The 14,251-nt window shown below is 67.0% G+C and carries 15 protein-coding genes; 7 read left to right on the top strand and 8 right to left on the bottom strand.

Annotated elements, in window-relative coordinates; genetic code table 11:
- Positions 1-12: 12 nt before the first annotated feature.
- The 6 genes from BLA15945_RS27680 (at position 13) to BLA15945_RS27655 (ending at position 6,266) form a co-directional block, all read left to right on the top strand.
- Positions 13-312, top strand: coding sequence for a sarcosine oxidase subunit delta (locus tag BLA15945_RS27680; protein ID WP_059239102.1), 300 nt, complete (start codon positions 13-15; stop codon positions 310-312).
- Entirely contained in the window at positions 309-3,320 is a 3,012-nt protein-coding gene (locus BLA15945_RS27675) for a sarcosine oxidase subunit alpha family protein (RefSeq protein ID WP_174993860.1), read from the top strand. The genes BLA15945_RS27680 and BLA15945_RS27675 overlap by 4 nt, the downstream gene beginning before the upstream one ends.
- A complete protein-coding gene (locus BLA15945_RS27670; RefSeq protein WP_059239106.1) occupies positions 3,310-3,942 on the top strand; it encodes a sarcosine oxidase subunit gamma in 633 nt (210 codons plus the stop codon). The genes BLA15945_RS27675 and BLA15945_RS27670 overlap by 11 nt, the downstream gene beginning before the upstream one ends.
- A complete protein-coding gene (locus BLA15945_RS27665; protein WP_059239107.1) occupies positions 3,939-4,379 on the top strand; it encodes a dihydroneopterin aldolase in 441 nt (146 codons plus the stop codon). The genes BLA15945_RS27670 and BLA15945_RS27665 overlap by 4 nt, the downstream gene beginning before the upstream one ends.
- 208 nt (positions 4,380-4,587) lie before the next feature.
- Positions 4,588-4,914 (top strand): helix-turn-helix domain-containing protein, encoded by a 327-nt coding sequence (locus BLA15945_RS27660; protein ID WP_059239109.1) that lies wholly within the window; start codon positions 4,588-4,590, stop codon positions 4,912-4,914.
- A complete protein-coding gene (locus tag BLA15945_RS27655; protein WP_174993859.1) occupies positions 4,914-6,266 on the top strand; it encodes a HipA domain-containing protein in 1,353 nt (450 codons plus the stop codon). Before BLA15945_RS27660 ends, BLA15945_RS27655 begins: the two co-directional genes overlap by 1 nt.
- Positions 6,267-6,296: 30 nt before the next feature.
- On the opposite strand, the gene BLA15945_RS27650 is transcribed toward BLA15945_RS27655, so the two are convergent.
- Positions 6,297-7,409 (bottom strand): alkene reductase, encoded by a 1,113-nt coding sequence (locus BLA15945_RS27650; protein ID WP_174993858.1) that lies wholly within the window; start codon positions 7,407-7,409, stop codon positions 6,297-6,299.
- 170 nt (positions 7,410-7,579) lie between these two features.
- On the opposite strand from BLA15945_RS27650, the gene BLA15945_RS27645 reads away from it, so the two are divergent.
- The gene (locus tag BLA15945_RS27645; protein WP_059239116.1) at positions 7,580-8,455 is read left to right on the top strand and encodes a LysR family transcriptional regulator; all 876 of its coding nucleotides are present in this window, start codon (positions 7,580-7,582) and stop codon (positions 8,453-8,455) included.
- Positions 8,456-8,484: 29 nt separating this feature from the next.
- Here the strand turns inward: BLA15945_RS27645 and BLA15945_RS27640 are convergent, their stop codons facing one another.
- From BLA15945_RS27640 to osmF, 7 genes are all read right to left on the bottom strand, one after another.
- A complete protein-coding gene (locus BLA15945_RS27640; protein ID WP_174993857.1) occupies positions 8,485-8,889 on the bottom strand; it encodes a lysozyme inhibitor LprI family protein in 405 nt (134 codons plus the stop codon).
- A gap of 26 nt (positions 8,890-8,915) precedes the next feature.
- Complete coding sequence (locus BLA15945_RS27635) at positions 8,916-9,593, bottom strand: lytic transglycosylase domain-containing protein (RefSeq protein ID WP_059239120.1); 678 nt, start codon at positions 9,591-9,593, stop codon at positions 8,916-8,918.
- A 272-nt stretch (positions 9,594-9,865) separates the two neighbouring features.
- Positions 9,866-10,261 carry an NAD(+)--rifampin ADP-ribosyltransferase gene (gene arr, locus BLA15945_RS27630; RefSeq protein ID WP_059239122.1) on the bottom strand — a complete coding sequence of 132 codons (396 nt, stop codon included), beginning with the start codon at positions 10,259-10,261 and terminating at the stop codon, positions 9,866-9,868.
- 32 nt (positions 10,262-10,293) lie between these two features.
- Positions 10,294-11,061, bottom strand: a complete 768-nt coding sequence (locus BLA15945_RS27625) for an ABC transporter permease (protein WP_059239124.1) — start codon at positions 11,059-11,061, stop codon at positions 10,294-10,296.
- Positions 11,058-12,005: an ABC transporter ATP-binding protein gene (locus BLA15945_RS27620; RefSeq protein WP_174993856.1), complete on the bottom strand. Its 948-nt coding sequence runs from the start codon at positions 12,003-12,005 to the stop codon at positions 11,058-11,060. Before BLA15945_RS27620 ends, BLA15945_RS27625 begins: the two co-directional genes overlap by 4 nt.
- The gene (locus BLA15945_RS27615) at positions 12,002-13,180 is read right to left on the bottom strand and encodes an ABC transporter permease (protein ID WP_174993855.1); all 1,179 of its coding nucleotides are present in this window, start codon (positions 13,178-13,180) and stop codon (positions 12,002-12,004) included. Before BLA15945_RS27615 ends, BLA15945_RS27620 begins: the two co-directional genes overlap by 4 nt.
- A complete protein-coding gene (gene osmF, locus BLA15945_RS27610; RefSeq protein WP_174993854.1) occupies positions 13,177-14,100 on the bottom strand; it encodes a glycine betaine ABC transporter substrate-binding protein OsmF in 924 nt (307 codons plus the stop codon). Before osmF ends, BLA15945_RS27615 begins: the two co-directional genes overlap by 4 nt.
- Positions 14,101-14,251: the final 151 nt, after the last annotated feature.

The raw sequence follows: 14,251 nt of genomic DNA, 5'->3' as shown, positions 1-14,251 counted from the left end.
GAGGAGAAACACATGTTGCTGATCGAATGTCCGTGGTGCGGGCCGCGCGCCGAATCCGAGTTCTCGTGCGGCGGTGAAGCCGACATCGTGCGCCCGGTCGCGAACGAGAACATGACCGACCGCGAATGGGGCGAGTACGTGTTCATGCGCGAGAACAAGCGCGGGCTGCACAAGGAGCAATGGCTGCACACGCAGGGCTGCCGCCGCTGGTTCAAGGTCACGCGCGACACGGTGACCTACGATATCAAGGGCTACGAAAAATTCGGTGGCGCCGCTGCCGGCAACGCACACGAAGAGGGTACGAGCAAATGAGCCAGAAAGACCGTCTCGGCACCGGTGGCCGGATCAATCGCGCGATTCCGTTGACTTTCACGTTCAACGGCCGCACGTACCAGGGCTTCCAGGGCGACACGCTCGCGTCCGCACTGCTCGCGAACGGCGTGCACTTCGTCGCGCGCAGCTTCAAGTACCACCGCCCGCGCGGGATCGTGACGGCGGATGTGGCCGAACCGAATGCCGTCGTGCAGCTCGAGTCCGGCCCGTATACCGTGCCGAACGCGCGCGCGACCGAGATCGAGCTGTACCAGGGGCTCGTCGCGACGAGCGTGAACGCCGAGCCGACGCTCGAGAACGACAAGTACGCGATCAACCAGAAGTTCTCGCGCTTCATGCCGGCCGGGTTCTACTACAAGACGTTCATGTGGCCGCGCAACATGTGGCCGAAGTACGAAGAGAAGATCCGCGAAGCGGCCGGCCTCGGCAAGGCGCCTGAAGTGCTCGACGCCGATCGCTACGACAAGTGCTACGCGCATTGCGACGTGCTCGTGGTCGGCGGTGGCCCGTCGGGCCTCGCCGCCGCGCATGCGGCCGCGACGGCCGGCGCGCGCGTGATCCTCGTCGACGACCAGCGCGAACTCGGCGGCAGCCTGCTGTCGTGCCGCGCGGAGATCGATGCGAAGCCCGCGCTGCAGTGGGTCGAGAAGATCGAGGCCGAACTGCGCAAGCTGCCCGACGTGACGATCCTGTCGCGCAGCACCGCGTTCGGCTACCAGGACCACAACCTCGTGACGGTCACGCAGCGCCTGACCGATCACCTGCCGGTGTCGATGCGCAAGGGCACGCGCGAACTGCTGTGGAAGGTCCGCGCGAAGCGCGTGATCCTCGCGACCGGTGCGCACGAGCGTCCGATCGTGTTCGGCAACAACGACCTGCCGGGCGTGATGCTCGCCGGCGCGGTATCGACCTACGTGCATCGCTTCGGCGTGCTGCCGGGCCGCAACGCGGTCGTGTTCACGAACAACGATCGTGCGTACCAGACCGCGCTCGACCTGAAGGCATGCGGCGCGAAGGTGACGGTCGTCGATTCGCGCGCCTCGTCGAACGGCGCGCTGCCGGCTGCTGCCAAGCGGCAGGGCGTGACGGTGATGAGCGGCGCGGTCGTCACGGCCGCATCGGGCAAGTGGCGCGTATCGTCGGTCGACGTCGCGTCCCTCTCGAACGGCCAGGTGGGCGGCAAGCTGCAGACGCTGCCGTGCGACCTCGTCGCGATGTCGGGCGGGTTCAGCCCGGTGCTGCACCTGTTCGCGCAGTCGGGCGGCAAGGCTTGCTGGAACGACGAAAAGGCGTGCTTCCTGCCGGGCAAGCCCGTGCAGGCGGAAGCGAGCATCGGTGCGGCGGCCGGCGAATTCGGCCTGGCGCGCGCGCTGCGGCTCGCCGTCGATGCAGGCGCGGAAGCAGCGAAGGCCGCGGGCTTCGCGGCCGCGCAGCGTCCGCCCGCACCGCAAGTCGCCGAAGCGGTCGAAGGCGCACTGCAGCCGCTGTGGCTCGTCGGCAGCCGCGAGGCAGCCGCACGCGGGCCGAAGCAGTTCGTCGATTTCCAGAACGACGTGGCGGCTGCCGACATCCTGCTCGCCGCGCGCGAAGGCTTCGAGTCGGTCGAGCACGTGAAGCGCTACACGGCGATGGGCTTCGGCACCGACCAGGGCAAGCTCGGCAACATCAACGGGATGGCGATTCTCGCGGGCGCGCTCGGCAAGACGATTCCGGAAACGGGCACGACGACGTTCCGCCCGAACTACACCCCCGTGTCGTTCGGGACCTTCGCCGGCCGCGAGACGGGCGATTTCCTCGACCCGATCCGCAAGACGGCCGTGCACGAATGGCACGTCGAGCACGGCGCGGCGTTCGAGGACGTCGGCAACTGGAAGCGGCCGTGGTATTTCCCGAAGAACGGCGAAGACCTGCATGCGGCCGTGAAGCGCGAATGCCTCGCGGTGCGCAACAGCGTCGGCATCCTCGACGCGTCGACGCTCGGCAAGATCGACATCCAGGGCCCCGACGCGGTGAAGCTGCTGAACTGGATGTACACGAACCCGTGGAACAAGCTCGAAATCGGCAAGTGCCGCTACGGGCTGATGCTCGACGAGAACGGGATGGTGTTCGACGACGGCGTGACCGTGCGCCTCGCCGACCAGCATTTCATGATGACCACCACCACCGGCGGCGCCGCGCGCGTGCTCACGTGGCTCGAGCGCTGGCTGCAGACCGAATGGCCCGACATGAAGGTGCGGCTCGCGTCCGTCACCGATCACTGGGCGACGTTCGCGGTGGTCGGCCCGAAGAGCCGCAAGGTCGTGCAGAAGGTGTGCCAGGACATCGACTTCGGCAACGAGGCGTTCCCGTTCATGAGCTACCGGAACGGCACCGTCGCGGGCGCGAAGGCGCGCGTGATGCGGATCAGCTTCTCGGGCGAGCTGGCCTATGAAGTGAACGTGCCGGCGAACGCGGGCCGCGCGGTGTGGGAAGCGCTGATGGCGGCAGGTGCCGAGTTCGACATCACGCCGTACGGCACCGAGACGATGCACGTGCTGCGCGCGGAGAAGGGCTACATCATCGTCGGCCAGGATACCGACGGCTCGATCACGCCGTACGACCTCGGGATGGGCGGGGTCGTCGCGAAGTCGAAGGACTTCCTCGGCAAGCGCTCGCTGACGCGCTCCGATACCGCGAAGGAGGGCCGCAAGCAGTTCGTCGGCCTCCTGACCGAAGACGAACAGTTCGTGCTGCCGGAAGGCGCGCAGATCATCGCGAAGGACACGCAGGTGTCGGCGATCGATCCGACGCCGATGATCGGCCACGTGACGTCGAGCTACTACAGCCCGATCCTGAAGCGCTCGATCGCGCTCGCGGTGGTGAAGGGCGGCCTGAACAAGATGGGCGAGAGCGTCGTGATTCCGCTGGCCAACGGCAAGCGCATCACCGCGAAGATCTCGAGCCCGGTTTTCTACGATACCGAAGGGGTGCGCCAGCATGTGGAATGAAACGAGAAACCAGACGCAGGTGGCGGGCGCGGGCGGCGTGACGCTTGAATCGCCGTTCGTCGGTGCGGCCGACGTGCTGAAGCCGCACCAGGCGCGCGCGTCGAAGAAGTTCATGCTGCGCGAGCGGCCGTTCCTCGATCTCGTCAACGTGCGCGGCGAGTTGAGCGATCCGGCGTTCGTCAGCGCGTTCGAGCGCGTGGTGGGCTGCCGGCCGCCCGCGCAGCCGAACACGGTCGCACGTGGCGCCGATTACGACGTGCTGTGGCTCGGCCCCGACGAATGGCTCGTGCGGTCGAACGGGCCCGTTCAGGCGGGCGTGCTCGAGGCGAAGCTGGCGGAGGCCGTGCAGGGTGCGTATGCGGCGGCCGTCGATGTCGGCAGCGGCTATACGGTCGTCGAGATCAGCGGCGAACGCGTGCGCGACGTGATCGCGCGCGGCTGCCCGCTCGATCTGCATCCGCGCGTGTTCAAGCCGGGCCAGTGCGCGCAGTCGCACTACTTCAAGTCGCCGATCACGCTGATCCCGACCGGCGACGACACGTTCGAGATCGTCCTGCGTCGCAGCTTCGCCGACTATTTCGTGCGCATCATGCTCGACGCCGCGGCGCCGCTCGCATCATGAAGCCGTTCGACGAACCGTTCGTGGCGATCGACGCGCCGCGCCTGCGCGGGCGCGGCTGGAGCGTGTTCGTCGACGAACTGAAAGTACCCGCGCGGATCGGCATTCATGCGCACGAGCATGAATCGCCGCAGCCGATCGTGATCGATGCGCGGCTCGGGTATCGCTGCGAGCCGAGCGAGCAGGGCGAGTGGATCGACTACGACGGCTATTGCGCGCGCGTCGCGTCGTTCCTGTCGCACAAGCCGCATACGCGGCTGCTCGAAACGCTCGTCGCCGATATCGCGGTGCTGTCGTTCCGTGAGTGGCCGGCGCTGGAGTCGCTGACGCTGTCGGTGTACAAGCCGAAGATCCGGCCCGGGACGAAGCGCGTCGGCGTATCGCTCGACTGGACACGCGGCGATTACCTGCGGTGGACGGGGGCGGCGGGGCAGCTTTGAGGTCAAGGCAGCGCGGTCGTCCCGGTTCGTCGAGAACAGTAATTCCTGAAATATGAGAATAGTTTGAGGGCTGGGAGTTCGGGTTGCTTTGTTCCTGAAATACAAGAACAATCGGCGGCCTGAAGCTTTTGCGAGTATAGTTCTGGTGTTTTCGTAACAATGGTGCCAAACCTGGCTGGCGCCACTTTGTTCCTGGAATTCCGGAATTATGGCCCGTACCTTACCTCGCCCGATTGCGAACCCCGATCCGCTGGCACTGGATCTGGCCGCGCTGGGGGCGCTCGTGCGCAACCGGCGAGCGCAGAACCAGATGCGGATCGACGACGCGGCCGATATGCTCGGTGTCTCAAAGGACGTGTTGTCCCGGCTGGAAAACGGCCGGGCGGTGAGCCTCGATAAATTGTTCAAGGTGCTCGACGGCCTGGGTCTCAATCTGCTTGTCGTGCCGAAACGCGACGTCCCCGTCGCCCGCAAGGCGTTGCACGAACACATGGCATCGCAGGCTGTTGCGCCAGGGTCGCAGGAGTCGGCCTGATGGTCCATCGCCTGAGCATTTCGACCAACGGCTCGCCGGTCGGCCGGTTGACCTACGACGCCCGTCAGGACGACTACGGTTTTGCGTACGATCCGTCGTGGCAGGCGCGCGCCGACGCGTTTTCACTGTCTCCGTGCATTCCGCTCGACGGCGGCCCGCTTCCCGCGGGCGCGGTCCAGCGCTTCATCGGCAATTTGCTGCCCGAGGGCCGCGCGCTCGAAGTGGCCGCGGCGATGTATCAGATATCGAAGGACAACGTCTTTGGCTTGATCCGCATGCTTGGGAAAGAGCCAGTCGGTGCGTTGAGCTTCGTTCCCGACGATGGTGCCGATGTGCAGGCGCCGGAGGCCGTCGAACCGGTGCGGCGTGTGATATCCGCGGAGGAGTTGACCGACCGGATTCGCAAGCGAGACGCAATTCCATTTCCCGTCTGGGACGACCGGGTTCGCCTGTCGATTGCTGGTCATCAGGACAAACTGCAGGTACTGGTCGAGGGCGAGCAATTCGCGCTCGTCGAGGGGGCGCTCAGCAGCACGCATATCCTGAAGCCCGAGTCCCGCAATCCGCACGCCCCGTTCATGGTTGCCAACGAACATTTCTGCATGACGCTGGCTGCCCGAATGGGGCTGCCGGTGGCGCATGTCGAGATGCGGCGCATTCCCGAACCCATTCTGCTTGTCGAGCGATTCGACCGGATCGTGACGATGGAACCGGGAGACCCGCAGCGTGTCCGTGCAGTGCGGCGCCTCCACATCATCGATGGATGCCAGGCACTGGATTTGCCGGCAACGCTCAAGTACGAACGCAACCTCGGGAACAATGCGGACGTCCGCAATATTCGGGAGGGCGTGAGCTTCGAGAAGCTGTTTTCGTTGGCACCGTGTCTCGAGACTCCGGCCGCCGCGCGCTCGGCGATGTTGCGCTGGGCGCTGCTGCAATTGCTGATCGGCAACAGCGACGCACACGGCAAGAACATCTCGTTTTTTGTCGGTAGCGGCGGTCTCGCTCCCGCGCCGCTTTACGATCTCGTTTGCGTCAATGTGTACGGCGACGCATATGTCCAGGACATGGCGATGGCTTACGGTGACGTATTCCGTCCCGAGGAACTGACCGCTTTCGCGTTGGCGGATTTTGCGCATCGCGTGCACATCCGGCCGGCGTTCGTCGCACGCGAATTGACGAAGATGGCGACGCTGGCCAGGAAGCTGGCTCCCGAGTTGGCCGAGTCGGACGTGTACACGGACGAGGAGCGCGATTGGGTGCGAAATATTTCGGACTGCATATGCGATCAGGCCGAAAAGACGCTGCGTATCGCACCCGTGATTGCCAAGGTCAACGTCGATCTTCTGTGAGGCGCCGCGGCATCGCGCCGTGCGGGCGCGTCAAGCCGCAGCCGTCCCGTTCAACGCCGGATAGTCGACATACCCGCGCGCATCGCCGCCGAAGAACGTGTCGCGCTGCGCGTCGTTCATCGGTGCGCCCGTTTTCAGCCGCGTCACGAAATCCGGATTCGCGAGCACCATCTGGCCGTACGCTTCGAGATCGGCGAGGCCCGTCGCGACATCCGTGCCGATCGCATCGCGCGTGCGGCCCGGCCGGTTCACGATCAGCGTGCCGTTCCAGCGTGTGCGCAGGTCCGCGAGCAGCGGTTCGTCGCCCTGGTGCATCACGTGCAGGTACGCGAGGCCGAGCCGGTCGAGTGCTGTCGCAAGGTGGCGATACAGGTCAGCGCTTTCCGGACCTTCGTCGATGCCCCACAGCGTCGTGCCCGGCGACAGGCGGATCGCGGTGCGGTCCGCGCCGATCTCGTCGGCGATCGCCCCGGCCACCTCGATCGCGAAGCGCGCGCGGTTCTCGATCGGGCCGCCGTACGCGTCGGTGCGGGTGTTGGCGTTCGGTGCGAAGAACTGCTGGACCAGATACCCGTTCGCACCGTGGATCTCGACGCCGTCGGCGCCGGCCTCGATCGCGCGGCGCGCGGCAACGCGGAAGTCGTTCACGGTGCCGCGCACTTCGTCCGTCGTCAGCGCGCGCGGCGCCGGAATCTCCTGCATCCCTTTCATCGTGAACATCGGCACGCCCGGCGCGATCGCGGAAGGCGCGACGCCCTGGCGATGGTGCGGCGTATTGTCGGGGTGCGACATGCGTCCCACGTGCATCAACTGGATGAACAGGCGGCTGCCGCGCGCGTGTACGCGCTCGCTGACCGCCTTCCAGCCGGCGACGTGCGCATCGGTGTAGATGCCGGGCGTCGTCAGGTAGCCCTGGCCGTCGTCCGACGGCTGGGTGCCTTCGCTGACGATCAGGCCGAGGTCCGCGCGCTGCGCGTAGTACTCGGCGGCCAATGCGCCGGGCGTGCCGTCGGATGCGGCGCGGCTGCGCGTCATCGGCGCCATGACCAGGCGGTTCTGCAGGTCGTAGCGGCCGACGCGGACCGGGGCGAACAGTCGCGGCGCTGCCTGGCCGGCTTGAGCGGGAACGAAAAGCGGTTTCATCGCGTATTTCCTCATCGAAGTTCGGGCGACGGCACCGGGGTGGTGCCGCATCGGGCGAGGGTCGCGCACGTTGTGCCGGCCGTGACGCCATACCTGCATCATCCATTGCTCCTTTTTCGAGATAAAGTAGGTCTCGTGGAGAACATTGATCCATAGATGGAGCACTGGGCATGGAACTGCTGAACGACATGGCGCTGTTCGTGGAAGTCGTGAAGGCGCGCGGCTTTCGCAGCGCCGCGCAGGCGCTGGGGATGCCGAATTCGACGCTGTCGCGGCGCATTGGCGCGCTGGAAAAGGCGATCGGCCTGCGGCTGCTGCACCGCACGACGCGCCGAATCGAGCTGACGGAAGCCGGGCAGCTGTATTTCGAGCGCTGCAAGCGCATCGTCGACGAGGCGCGGCTCGCGCACGAGCAACTCGGCGGGCTGCTGGCCGAACCCGCCGGCGTGTTGCGTGCGTCGTTTCCGGTCGATTTCGCGGTGATCTACCTGACGCCGTTGATCGTCGAATTCGCGAACCGCTACCCGAAGCTCACCTTCGATTTCGAGCTGACGTCACGGCGCGTCGACCTCGTGAGCGAGCCGTTCGACGTCGCGATCCGGATCGGCGAATCGGCGGATTCGCAACTCGTCGCGCGGCGGCTCGCGACGTTCCGCAACTACCTGTATGCGTCGCCGCGCTATCTCGAACGTGCGGGCGAGCCGCTCGAACCGGGCGACCTGGCGCGGCACCAGTGCTTGAGCGTGCAGCGCGTCGCCACCTGGACGCTGCGCCGCGGCGAGCAGGCAGTCGAGGTGCCGGTGGGCGGGCGGTTCGTCGTGAACAGCGTGGGCATGAACCGGCAACTGGCCGTGCATGACGCGGGGATCATCCAGCTGCCGGAGGAAGTGGTGGCCGACGACGTCGCCGCCGGCCGGTTGCGGCGCGTGCTGCCTGAATGGGAGGGGGCGCTCGTGCCCGTCTTCGCGATGACCGAAACGCGTTTGCTGCCCGCGAAAACGCAGGTTTTCATCGAGTTTCTGCGCGCGCATTTCGCACCGGCGTGACGGGGGCACACGCCGCGCCCGTTCTCAGGTCACTTTTGCGCCGATGGCGGCGCGTCCGCTTGCGCGGCCCATTTGTTCAGGATGCGCACGCGCGCCTGGCTGAAATCGACCCAGCAGTTCATCCACGCGTCGTTCGCGATCATCGGCCCGGGATTGGCGGCTTTTACGTAGTCGCAGGTGTCGCTGGCGAAGCGGGTCCAGCTGGCCTGCGACTTCGCGAGCGCGCTGGCTGCGTCGGGGCTGCGCGCTTCGAGCTTGCGCGCGAGCGACTGGTACGCGCTGTCGACTGCCTGATGGTTGTGGTCGAGGATGCAGGCCCGCACGTTGTCCATCGTCGGGCCTTGCTGTTCGCAATCGGCGGCGGCGAAAGCGTGGCCGGTTGTCAGCGCGGCGATGGCCAGGAAGCGGGCGGCGAGTCGGATGGCGTGGCGCATGCGCGGCACCGTCGAGAAGGGGGCGCTTACTGACTGTTGCGCGCCGACGCAGGGGGCGACGTATCGCTGACCGGTATCAGGCGGGCCTTCGTGTCGCTCGGCGCTTTGGCGGCTTTCGCGTCGTCGTCGGGTTCGAGCACGAACCGGAACGAATCGACCCGCTGCATCACCTTTGCCGCATACGCGTTGGAACCGCCGTAGCTCTTCAAGCCGGCCTGCACGTTGCCGCCGGCCGCCCTCACGTAGCCCGACAGGATCGCGGAACCGGCTTCGACGTTCGCATTCGGCTCGGTCAGATCCTTCACGTTGCGCAGCATGCCGCGATGCGCGGCTGGCACGACCTGCATCAGCCCCGTGGCGCCATGCTGGCCACGCGCCTTTTCCTGGAAGCGCGATTCGATCGAAATAATGGCGTAAACGAGTGCCGGCGGCAGCGAATATTTCGTCGCAGTGACGCTCACGATATCGGCGAGCTTCGCGGCGCGTTCCTTCGCGACGCCGAACTTCTTCGTCAGGTAGGACGTGATGCGGCGGTTTGCTTCGTTCGGCTGATCGTTGGCGTTCGCGAGCGGCGCGGAGGCAACGGGCGGCACCGATGCGGCCGCTTCGGGCGCGGACGCAGGCAGTGCAGGCGCTTGCTGCGCCGATGCCTGTTGCGCGATGCCGAGCGAAAGCACGATCAGCCAGAGAAACCGTCGTCGCATGGTCGAGTGCGGGGAAATGGGAGGCGCATAGTATATCGGCCAATCGCGGCGGGTGGTCGAGCGCCGGCTCGAATGAAAGCGATGTGTAGGTTTGTGGCGTTCGCGGTGATCGACAAGCCGATCGTTGCACGGACACGCATCGGAGTCCGGACGAAACGGGCATTTTCGTCCTTTCCCGGGACGCCTCCGCCGTATCGCGGGCATGTCGTTGGCTCGCTTGCCCCATTCCGCCTGCAGTCCAGGCGTTGTTCGAGAATTGGCCGAACGGAGCGCTAGTTGATGATCTCGCCCGTGCCGGTCTCGATGCGGATCCTGAGCTGCTGGATGAACTCCGGATCGTAGGGTTCCCAGCTATCGAGTTCGCCGATGATTTTCAAGGGCAGTGTGCTTCGATACGATCGCGTTGGATTGCCCGGGAATTTTTTATCCGTGACGTTCGGGTCGTTTTCGAATGCTCCGGCGGGCTCGACGATGTAGACCCGCGGCTTGCCGTCGCCTCTGGCCATTTCCGCGGCAAGGCCGGCGCCCTTGGGCAGGGCCGTGAAGTAAACGTGATTCATCACGACGTTGTCCCGATAATTCGATCTGAAGCCGGCTGTCAGCAAGTCGCCGATTCGCAAATCCGCTCTCGTGCCGTGAAAAAACGGGCCGGTGTCGATGACAGCCATGGCTTCTCCTTCGCAACATTTCGCAGCGGCTTCTAGGCGCGCTGCGCGCTCGCCACCCGTGCAATCGCGCCGATCGCATCGCTGACGAGCACCGCGAGCAGTCCGACGATCACGCCGCCTTGCAGCACGAACGCGGTGTTCGATGTTTGCAGGCCCGCGATGATCACGTCGCCGAGCCCGCGCGCGGCGACCGTCGAGCCGATCGTCGCGGTGCCGAGATTGATCACGACCGCGAGCCGGATCCCGTTGACGATCACCGGAAACGCGAGCGGCAGCTCGACCGACACCAGTTGCTGCCAGCCGCTCATCCCCATGCCGCGTGCGGCATCGACGACGTCGCGCGGCACGTCCTCGAGCCCCGCGATCGTGCTCTCGAAAACCGGCAGGAGCCCATACAGTACGAGCGCGATCAGCACGGGCTTCAATCCGAAGCCGACGGCCGGCACCGCGAGCGCGAGTACGGCGACGGGCGGGAAGGTCTGGCCGATGTCGACGACGCTGCGCGCGAGCGGCAGGAAATCCGCGCCGGACGGCCGAGTGACCGCGATGCCGGCCGCGACCGCGACGATCGTGCCGATCAGGCTCGACAGCGCGACCGTGCCGAGATGCGCGAGCGTGAGATCGAGCAGGCTCGCGCGATCGTAGATAACGGGTGCGCCATTGTCCGCGAACGGCGCGAACCAACCCTGCAGCCATGCGGGGCGCAACAGCAACACGAGCAGCAGCGCGAGCGCCGCCGCGCGCGCGACGTACGCGGGAAGCGCCGAACGCGTGGGCCGCACGCTGCCGTGCGCCGTCATGCGGGCTTCCTCGCGTGCGCGCGGATCGCGTCGAGCGTGATTCGGCGCGCGCGGCGTGCGTTGCTGCGGCCGCCATCGTCGACGGGCAACGCATCGACACCGCGCCACAGCAACTCGGATACCGCGTCGCGCAGCGTGCGCGTCGCGGCGATCGGTTCGCCGTCGGCATGACCGGGTTCGGCCACCGTCTCGATCGGCGTCAGCGCGAGCAGGCGCAGCGGCCGGTCCACGCCCGCGACGAGCTGCTCGACGACGCCGGCCGCCGGCTTGCCGAGAATCTCGGCCGGCGTCGCGACCTGCAGCAGCCGGCCGCCGTCCATTACCGCGATCGTGTCGCCGAGCTTCAGCGCTTCCTCGATGTCGTGCGTGACGATCACGACCGTGATGCCGAGGCGGCGCTGCAACGCGAACAGGTCGTCCTGCGCCTTGTTGCGGATGATCGGATCGAGCGCGCCGAACGGCTCGTCCATCAGCAGCATCGCGGGCTCGGCCGCGAGCGCGCGCGCCACGCCGACGCGCTGCTGCTGGCCGCCCGACAGTTCGTGCGGCAACTTGCCTGCGAACTCGGCCGGCGCGAGATGGAACAGCTCGAGCAGTTCGTTCACGCGTGCATCGATGCGATCGGACGACCAGCCGAGCAGGCGCGGTACGGTCGCGATGTTGCGCGCGACGCTCCAGTGCGGGAACAGGCCATGCCCCTGGATCGCGTAGCCGATGCCGCGCCGCAACTGCTCGGGTGCGACGGTCGCGGTATCGACGCCGTCGATGCGGATCGTGCCGCTGGTGGGCGCGATCAGCCGGTTGATCATGCGCAAGAGCGTCGACTTGCCGCTGCCCGATGCGCCGACGAGCGCGGTGATCGTGCCGCGCTGCATCGTCAGCGACACGTCGTCGACGGCAGCCACATCGCCGAAGCGTTTGCCGACCCGTTCGATCTCGATCATCCTGCACGCCCCTTCGCGAGCGACGTCGCGGCTTCGAACACGACGGCGGCCGCCAGTGCGAGCGCGATCGTCGGGATCGCGCCGAGCAGCACGAGATCGGCGGCCGATTGCCCGATCCCCTGGAAGATGAAGGTGCCGAATCCGCCGCCGCCAATCAGCGCGGCCACCGCGGTCAGGCCGATGTTCTGCACGAGCACGATGCGCACGCCGCTCAGGATCACCGGCAGCGCGAGCACGAGATCGACGCGCAGCAGCCGCTGCACGCGCGTCATGCCCATCGCGCGCGCCGCCTCGGTCACGTGCGGCGGCACTTGTTCGAGCCCGACCACGACGCTCGATGCGATCGGCAGCAGCGAGTACAGGAACAGCGCAAGCAAGGCCGGCGCGACGCCGATCCCGCGGATGCCGAGCGCGGCCGCGAGCGGCACGTGCGCGGCGAGCAGGCCGAGCGGCGCCATCATCAGCCCGTACATCGCGATGCTGGGGATGGTCTGCACGACATTGAGCACGGGCATCGCGACGGTCCGCACGGCCGCGATCCGCGCGCATGCGATGCCGAGCGGCAGGCCTGCGACGAGCGCGGCGGCGACCGAGCCGCCCGCGAGCGACACGTGACGAAGCGCCTCGCGCCAGAAATCGTCGCTGCGCACCGCGTATTCGCGCATCACGGAGAGGCCGTCCCACCAGCCGCTTGCGAGCGGCACCGAAATCGCTGCAATGGCGACGACGAGTGCGACGAGGCGCCGCCACGGGCCGAACGCGAGGCGGGCGAGCGCGTCGGCGATGAGCACGGCCCATGCGAACAGCAGCAGCCAGACGCCCGCATCGGGCGAGACGCGGGCCAGCATGTCGTCGGCCGCGACGACGTGCGTCGCGGCCGCACCGGCCGCGTACGCGAGCGTGGCGAGCCCGGCACTGCCGGCCGCGAGCCGCCATGCCGGACGGCTCGCCGTCATCGCCCACAGCGCGCCGGCGGTCCATAGTGCGGCGAGCGCGGCACCCTGCATCGCAGGCAGCGCGGCGAACACCGACAGCCCGGTGCCGGCCGCGATCCGGTTCGGCCGCAGCACCGCGAACGGCAGGCCGAACACCGCGACGATCGTGAGTACCCCGATCAGGATGCCGACCTTGTCGAGTGTCACGCGCCGCGCGGACGCCGCCGCGCGATCCGTCATTTCACGAAGCCCTTCGCTTTCAGGTAGCTTTTCGCGACGCCGGCGGCAGGCTCGCCGTTGATCTGGATGCGGGCGTTCAGCGATTGCAGCGTTTTCAGGTCGAGGCTCGCGAACACCGGCTTCAGGTAGTCGGCGATCTGGGGGTGCGCTTTCAGCACGGCTTCGCGGATCACCGGCGCGGGTGCGTAGACGGGCTGCACGTGCTTGTCGTCGTCGAGCACCGCGAGGCCGCTCGACGCGATCCCGCCGTCGGTGCCGTAGACCATCGCGGCGTTCACGCCGTCGGTCTGGTTCGCGGCGGCCTTGATCGTCGCGGCCGTGTCGCCGCCGGACAGCACGACGAGCTGCTCGGGCTTCAGCTTGAAGCCGTACGCCTTCTCGAACGACGGCAGCGCCGACGCGCTGTTCACGAATTCGGCCGATGCCGCGAGCTTCACCTTGCCGCCGCCGGCCACCCACTTGCCGAAATCGGAGAAGGTCTTCAGGTGCTGCGATTGCGCGACGGGTGCGAGCAGCGCGACGCCCCACGTGTTGTTCGCGGGTGCCGGTGCAAGCCACACGAGATGGTTCGCCGCGTAGTCGAGTTTCTTCGCGGTGTCGTAGCCTTGTCCGGCGTTCTTCCACACCGGGTCGTCGGCCTTGTTGAAGAAGAAGGCGGCGTTGCCCGTGTATTCGGGGTAGATGTCGATCTCGCCGCTCGTGAGCGCCTTGCGCACGATCGGCGTCGCGCCGAGCGCGATCTTTTCGGTGACCGGAATGCCGTGGGCCTTCAGCACCTGCGCGATGAGGTTGCCGAGCAGGTTGCCTTCGGTGTCGATCTTCGACGACACCACGACGGGCGTGTCGGCGTGCGCGCCGGGCGCGACGATGGCGGCGGCGAACGCGAGGCCCAGAATCCGGGCGGGCAGGGCGAGCTTCATCGGGGCCAATCTCCAGGACGGGGGCGTACGCCGAAAGTTACTTGACTGAGCCGGCTTTGGCAAACCGCGTGCGGCGGCGCGTCCACAGCCGGTGTGGGGATAACCCGCAGCGGTCATGCAGGCTTGTTACACTGAAATTCATTCCCGTCTG

The sequence above is a fragment of the Burkholderia arboris genome (assembly GCF_902499125.1).
GTDB lineage: Bacteria > Pseudomonadota > Gammaproteobacteria > Burkholderiales > Burkholderiaceae > Burkholderia > Burkholderia arboris.
Note: the sequence above shows the minus strand (reverse complement) of the source record. Positions and strands in the feature narration are given on the sequence as shown.

Bases quoted from the DNA above. Each gene is read 5' to 3' on its own strand.
- BLA15945_RS27680 (WP_059239102.1), top strand. From the start codon at position 13: ATGTTGCTGATCGAATGTCCGTGGTGCGGGCCGCGCGCCGAATCCGAG.
- BLA15945_RS27675 (WP_174993860.1), top strand. From the start codon at position 309: ATGAGCCAGAAAGACCGTCTCGGCACCGGTGGCCGGATCAATCGCGCG.
- BLA15945_RS27670 (WP_059239106.1), top strand. From the start codon at position 3,310: ATGTGGAATGAAACGAGAAACCAGACGCAGGTGGCGGGCGCGGGCGGC.
- BLA15945_RS27665 (WP_059239107.1), top strand. From the start codon at position 3,939: ATGAAGCCGTTCGACGAACCGTTCGTGGCGATCGACGCGCCGCGCCTG.
- BLA15945_RS27660 (WP_059239109.1), top strand. From the start codon at position 4,588: ATGGCCCGTACCTTACCTCGCCCGATTGCGAACCCCGATCCGCTGGCA.
- BLA15945_RS27655 (WP_174993859.1), top strand. From the start codon at position 4,914: ATGGTCCATCGCCTGAGCATTTCGACCAACGGCTCGCCGGTCGGCCGG.
- BLA15945_RS27650 (WP_174993858.1), bottom strand. From the start codon at position 7,409: ATGAAACCGCTTTTCGTTCCCGCTCAAGCCGGCCAGGCAGCGCCGCGA.
- BLA15945_RS27645 (WP_059239116.1), top strand. From the start codon at position 7,580: ATGGAACTGCTGAACGACATGGCGCTGTTCGTGGAAGTCGTGAAGGCG.
- BLA15945_RS27640 (WP_174993857.1), bottom strand. From the start codon at position 8,889: ATGCGCCACGCCATCCGACTCGCCGCCCGCTTCCTGGCCATCGCCGCG.
- BLA15945_RS27635 (WP_059239120.1), bottom strand. From the start codon at position 9,593: ATGCGACGACGGTTTCTCTGGCTGATCGTGCTTTCGCTCGGCATCGCG.
- arr (WP_059239122.1), bottom strand. From the start codon at position 10,261: ATGGCTGTCATCGACACCGGCCCGTTTTTTCACGGCACGAGAGCGGAT.
- BLA15945_RS27625 (WP_059239124.1), bottom strand. From the start codon at position 11,061: ATGACGGCGCACGGCAGCGTGCGGCCCACGCGTTCGGCGCTTCCCGCG.
- BLA15945_RS27620 (WP_174993856.1), bottom strand. From the start codon at position 12,005: ATGATCGAGATCGAACGGGTCGGCAAACGCTTCGGCGATGTGGCTGCC.
- BLA15945_RS27615 (WP_174993855.1), bottom strand. From the start codon at position 13,180: ATGACGGATCGCGCGGCGGCGTCCGCGCGGCGCGTGACACTCGACAAG.
- osmF (WP_174993854.1), bottom strand. From the start codon at position 14,100: ATGAAGCTCGCCCTGCCCGCCCGGATTCTGGGCCTCGCGTTCGCCGCC.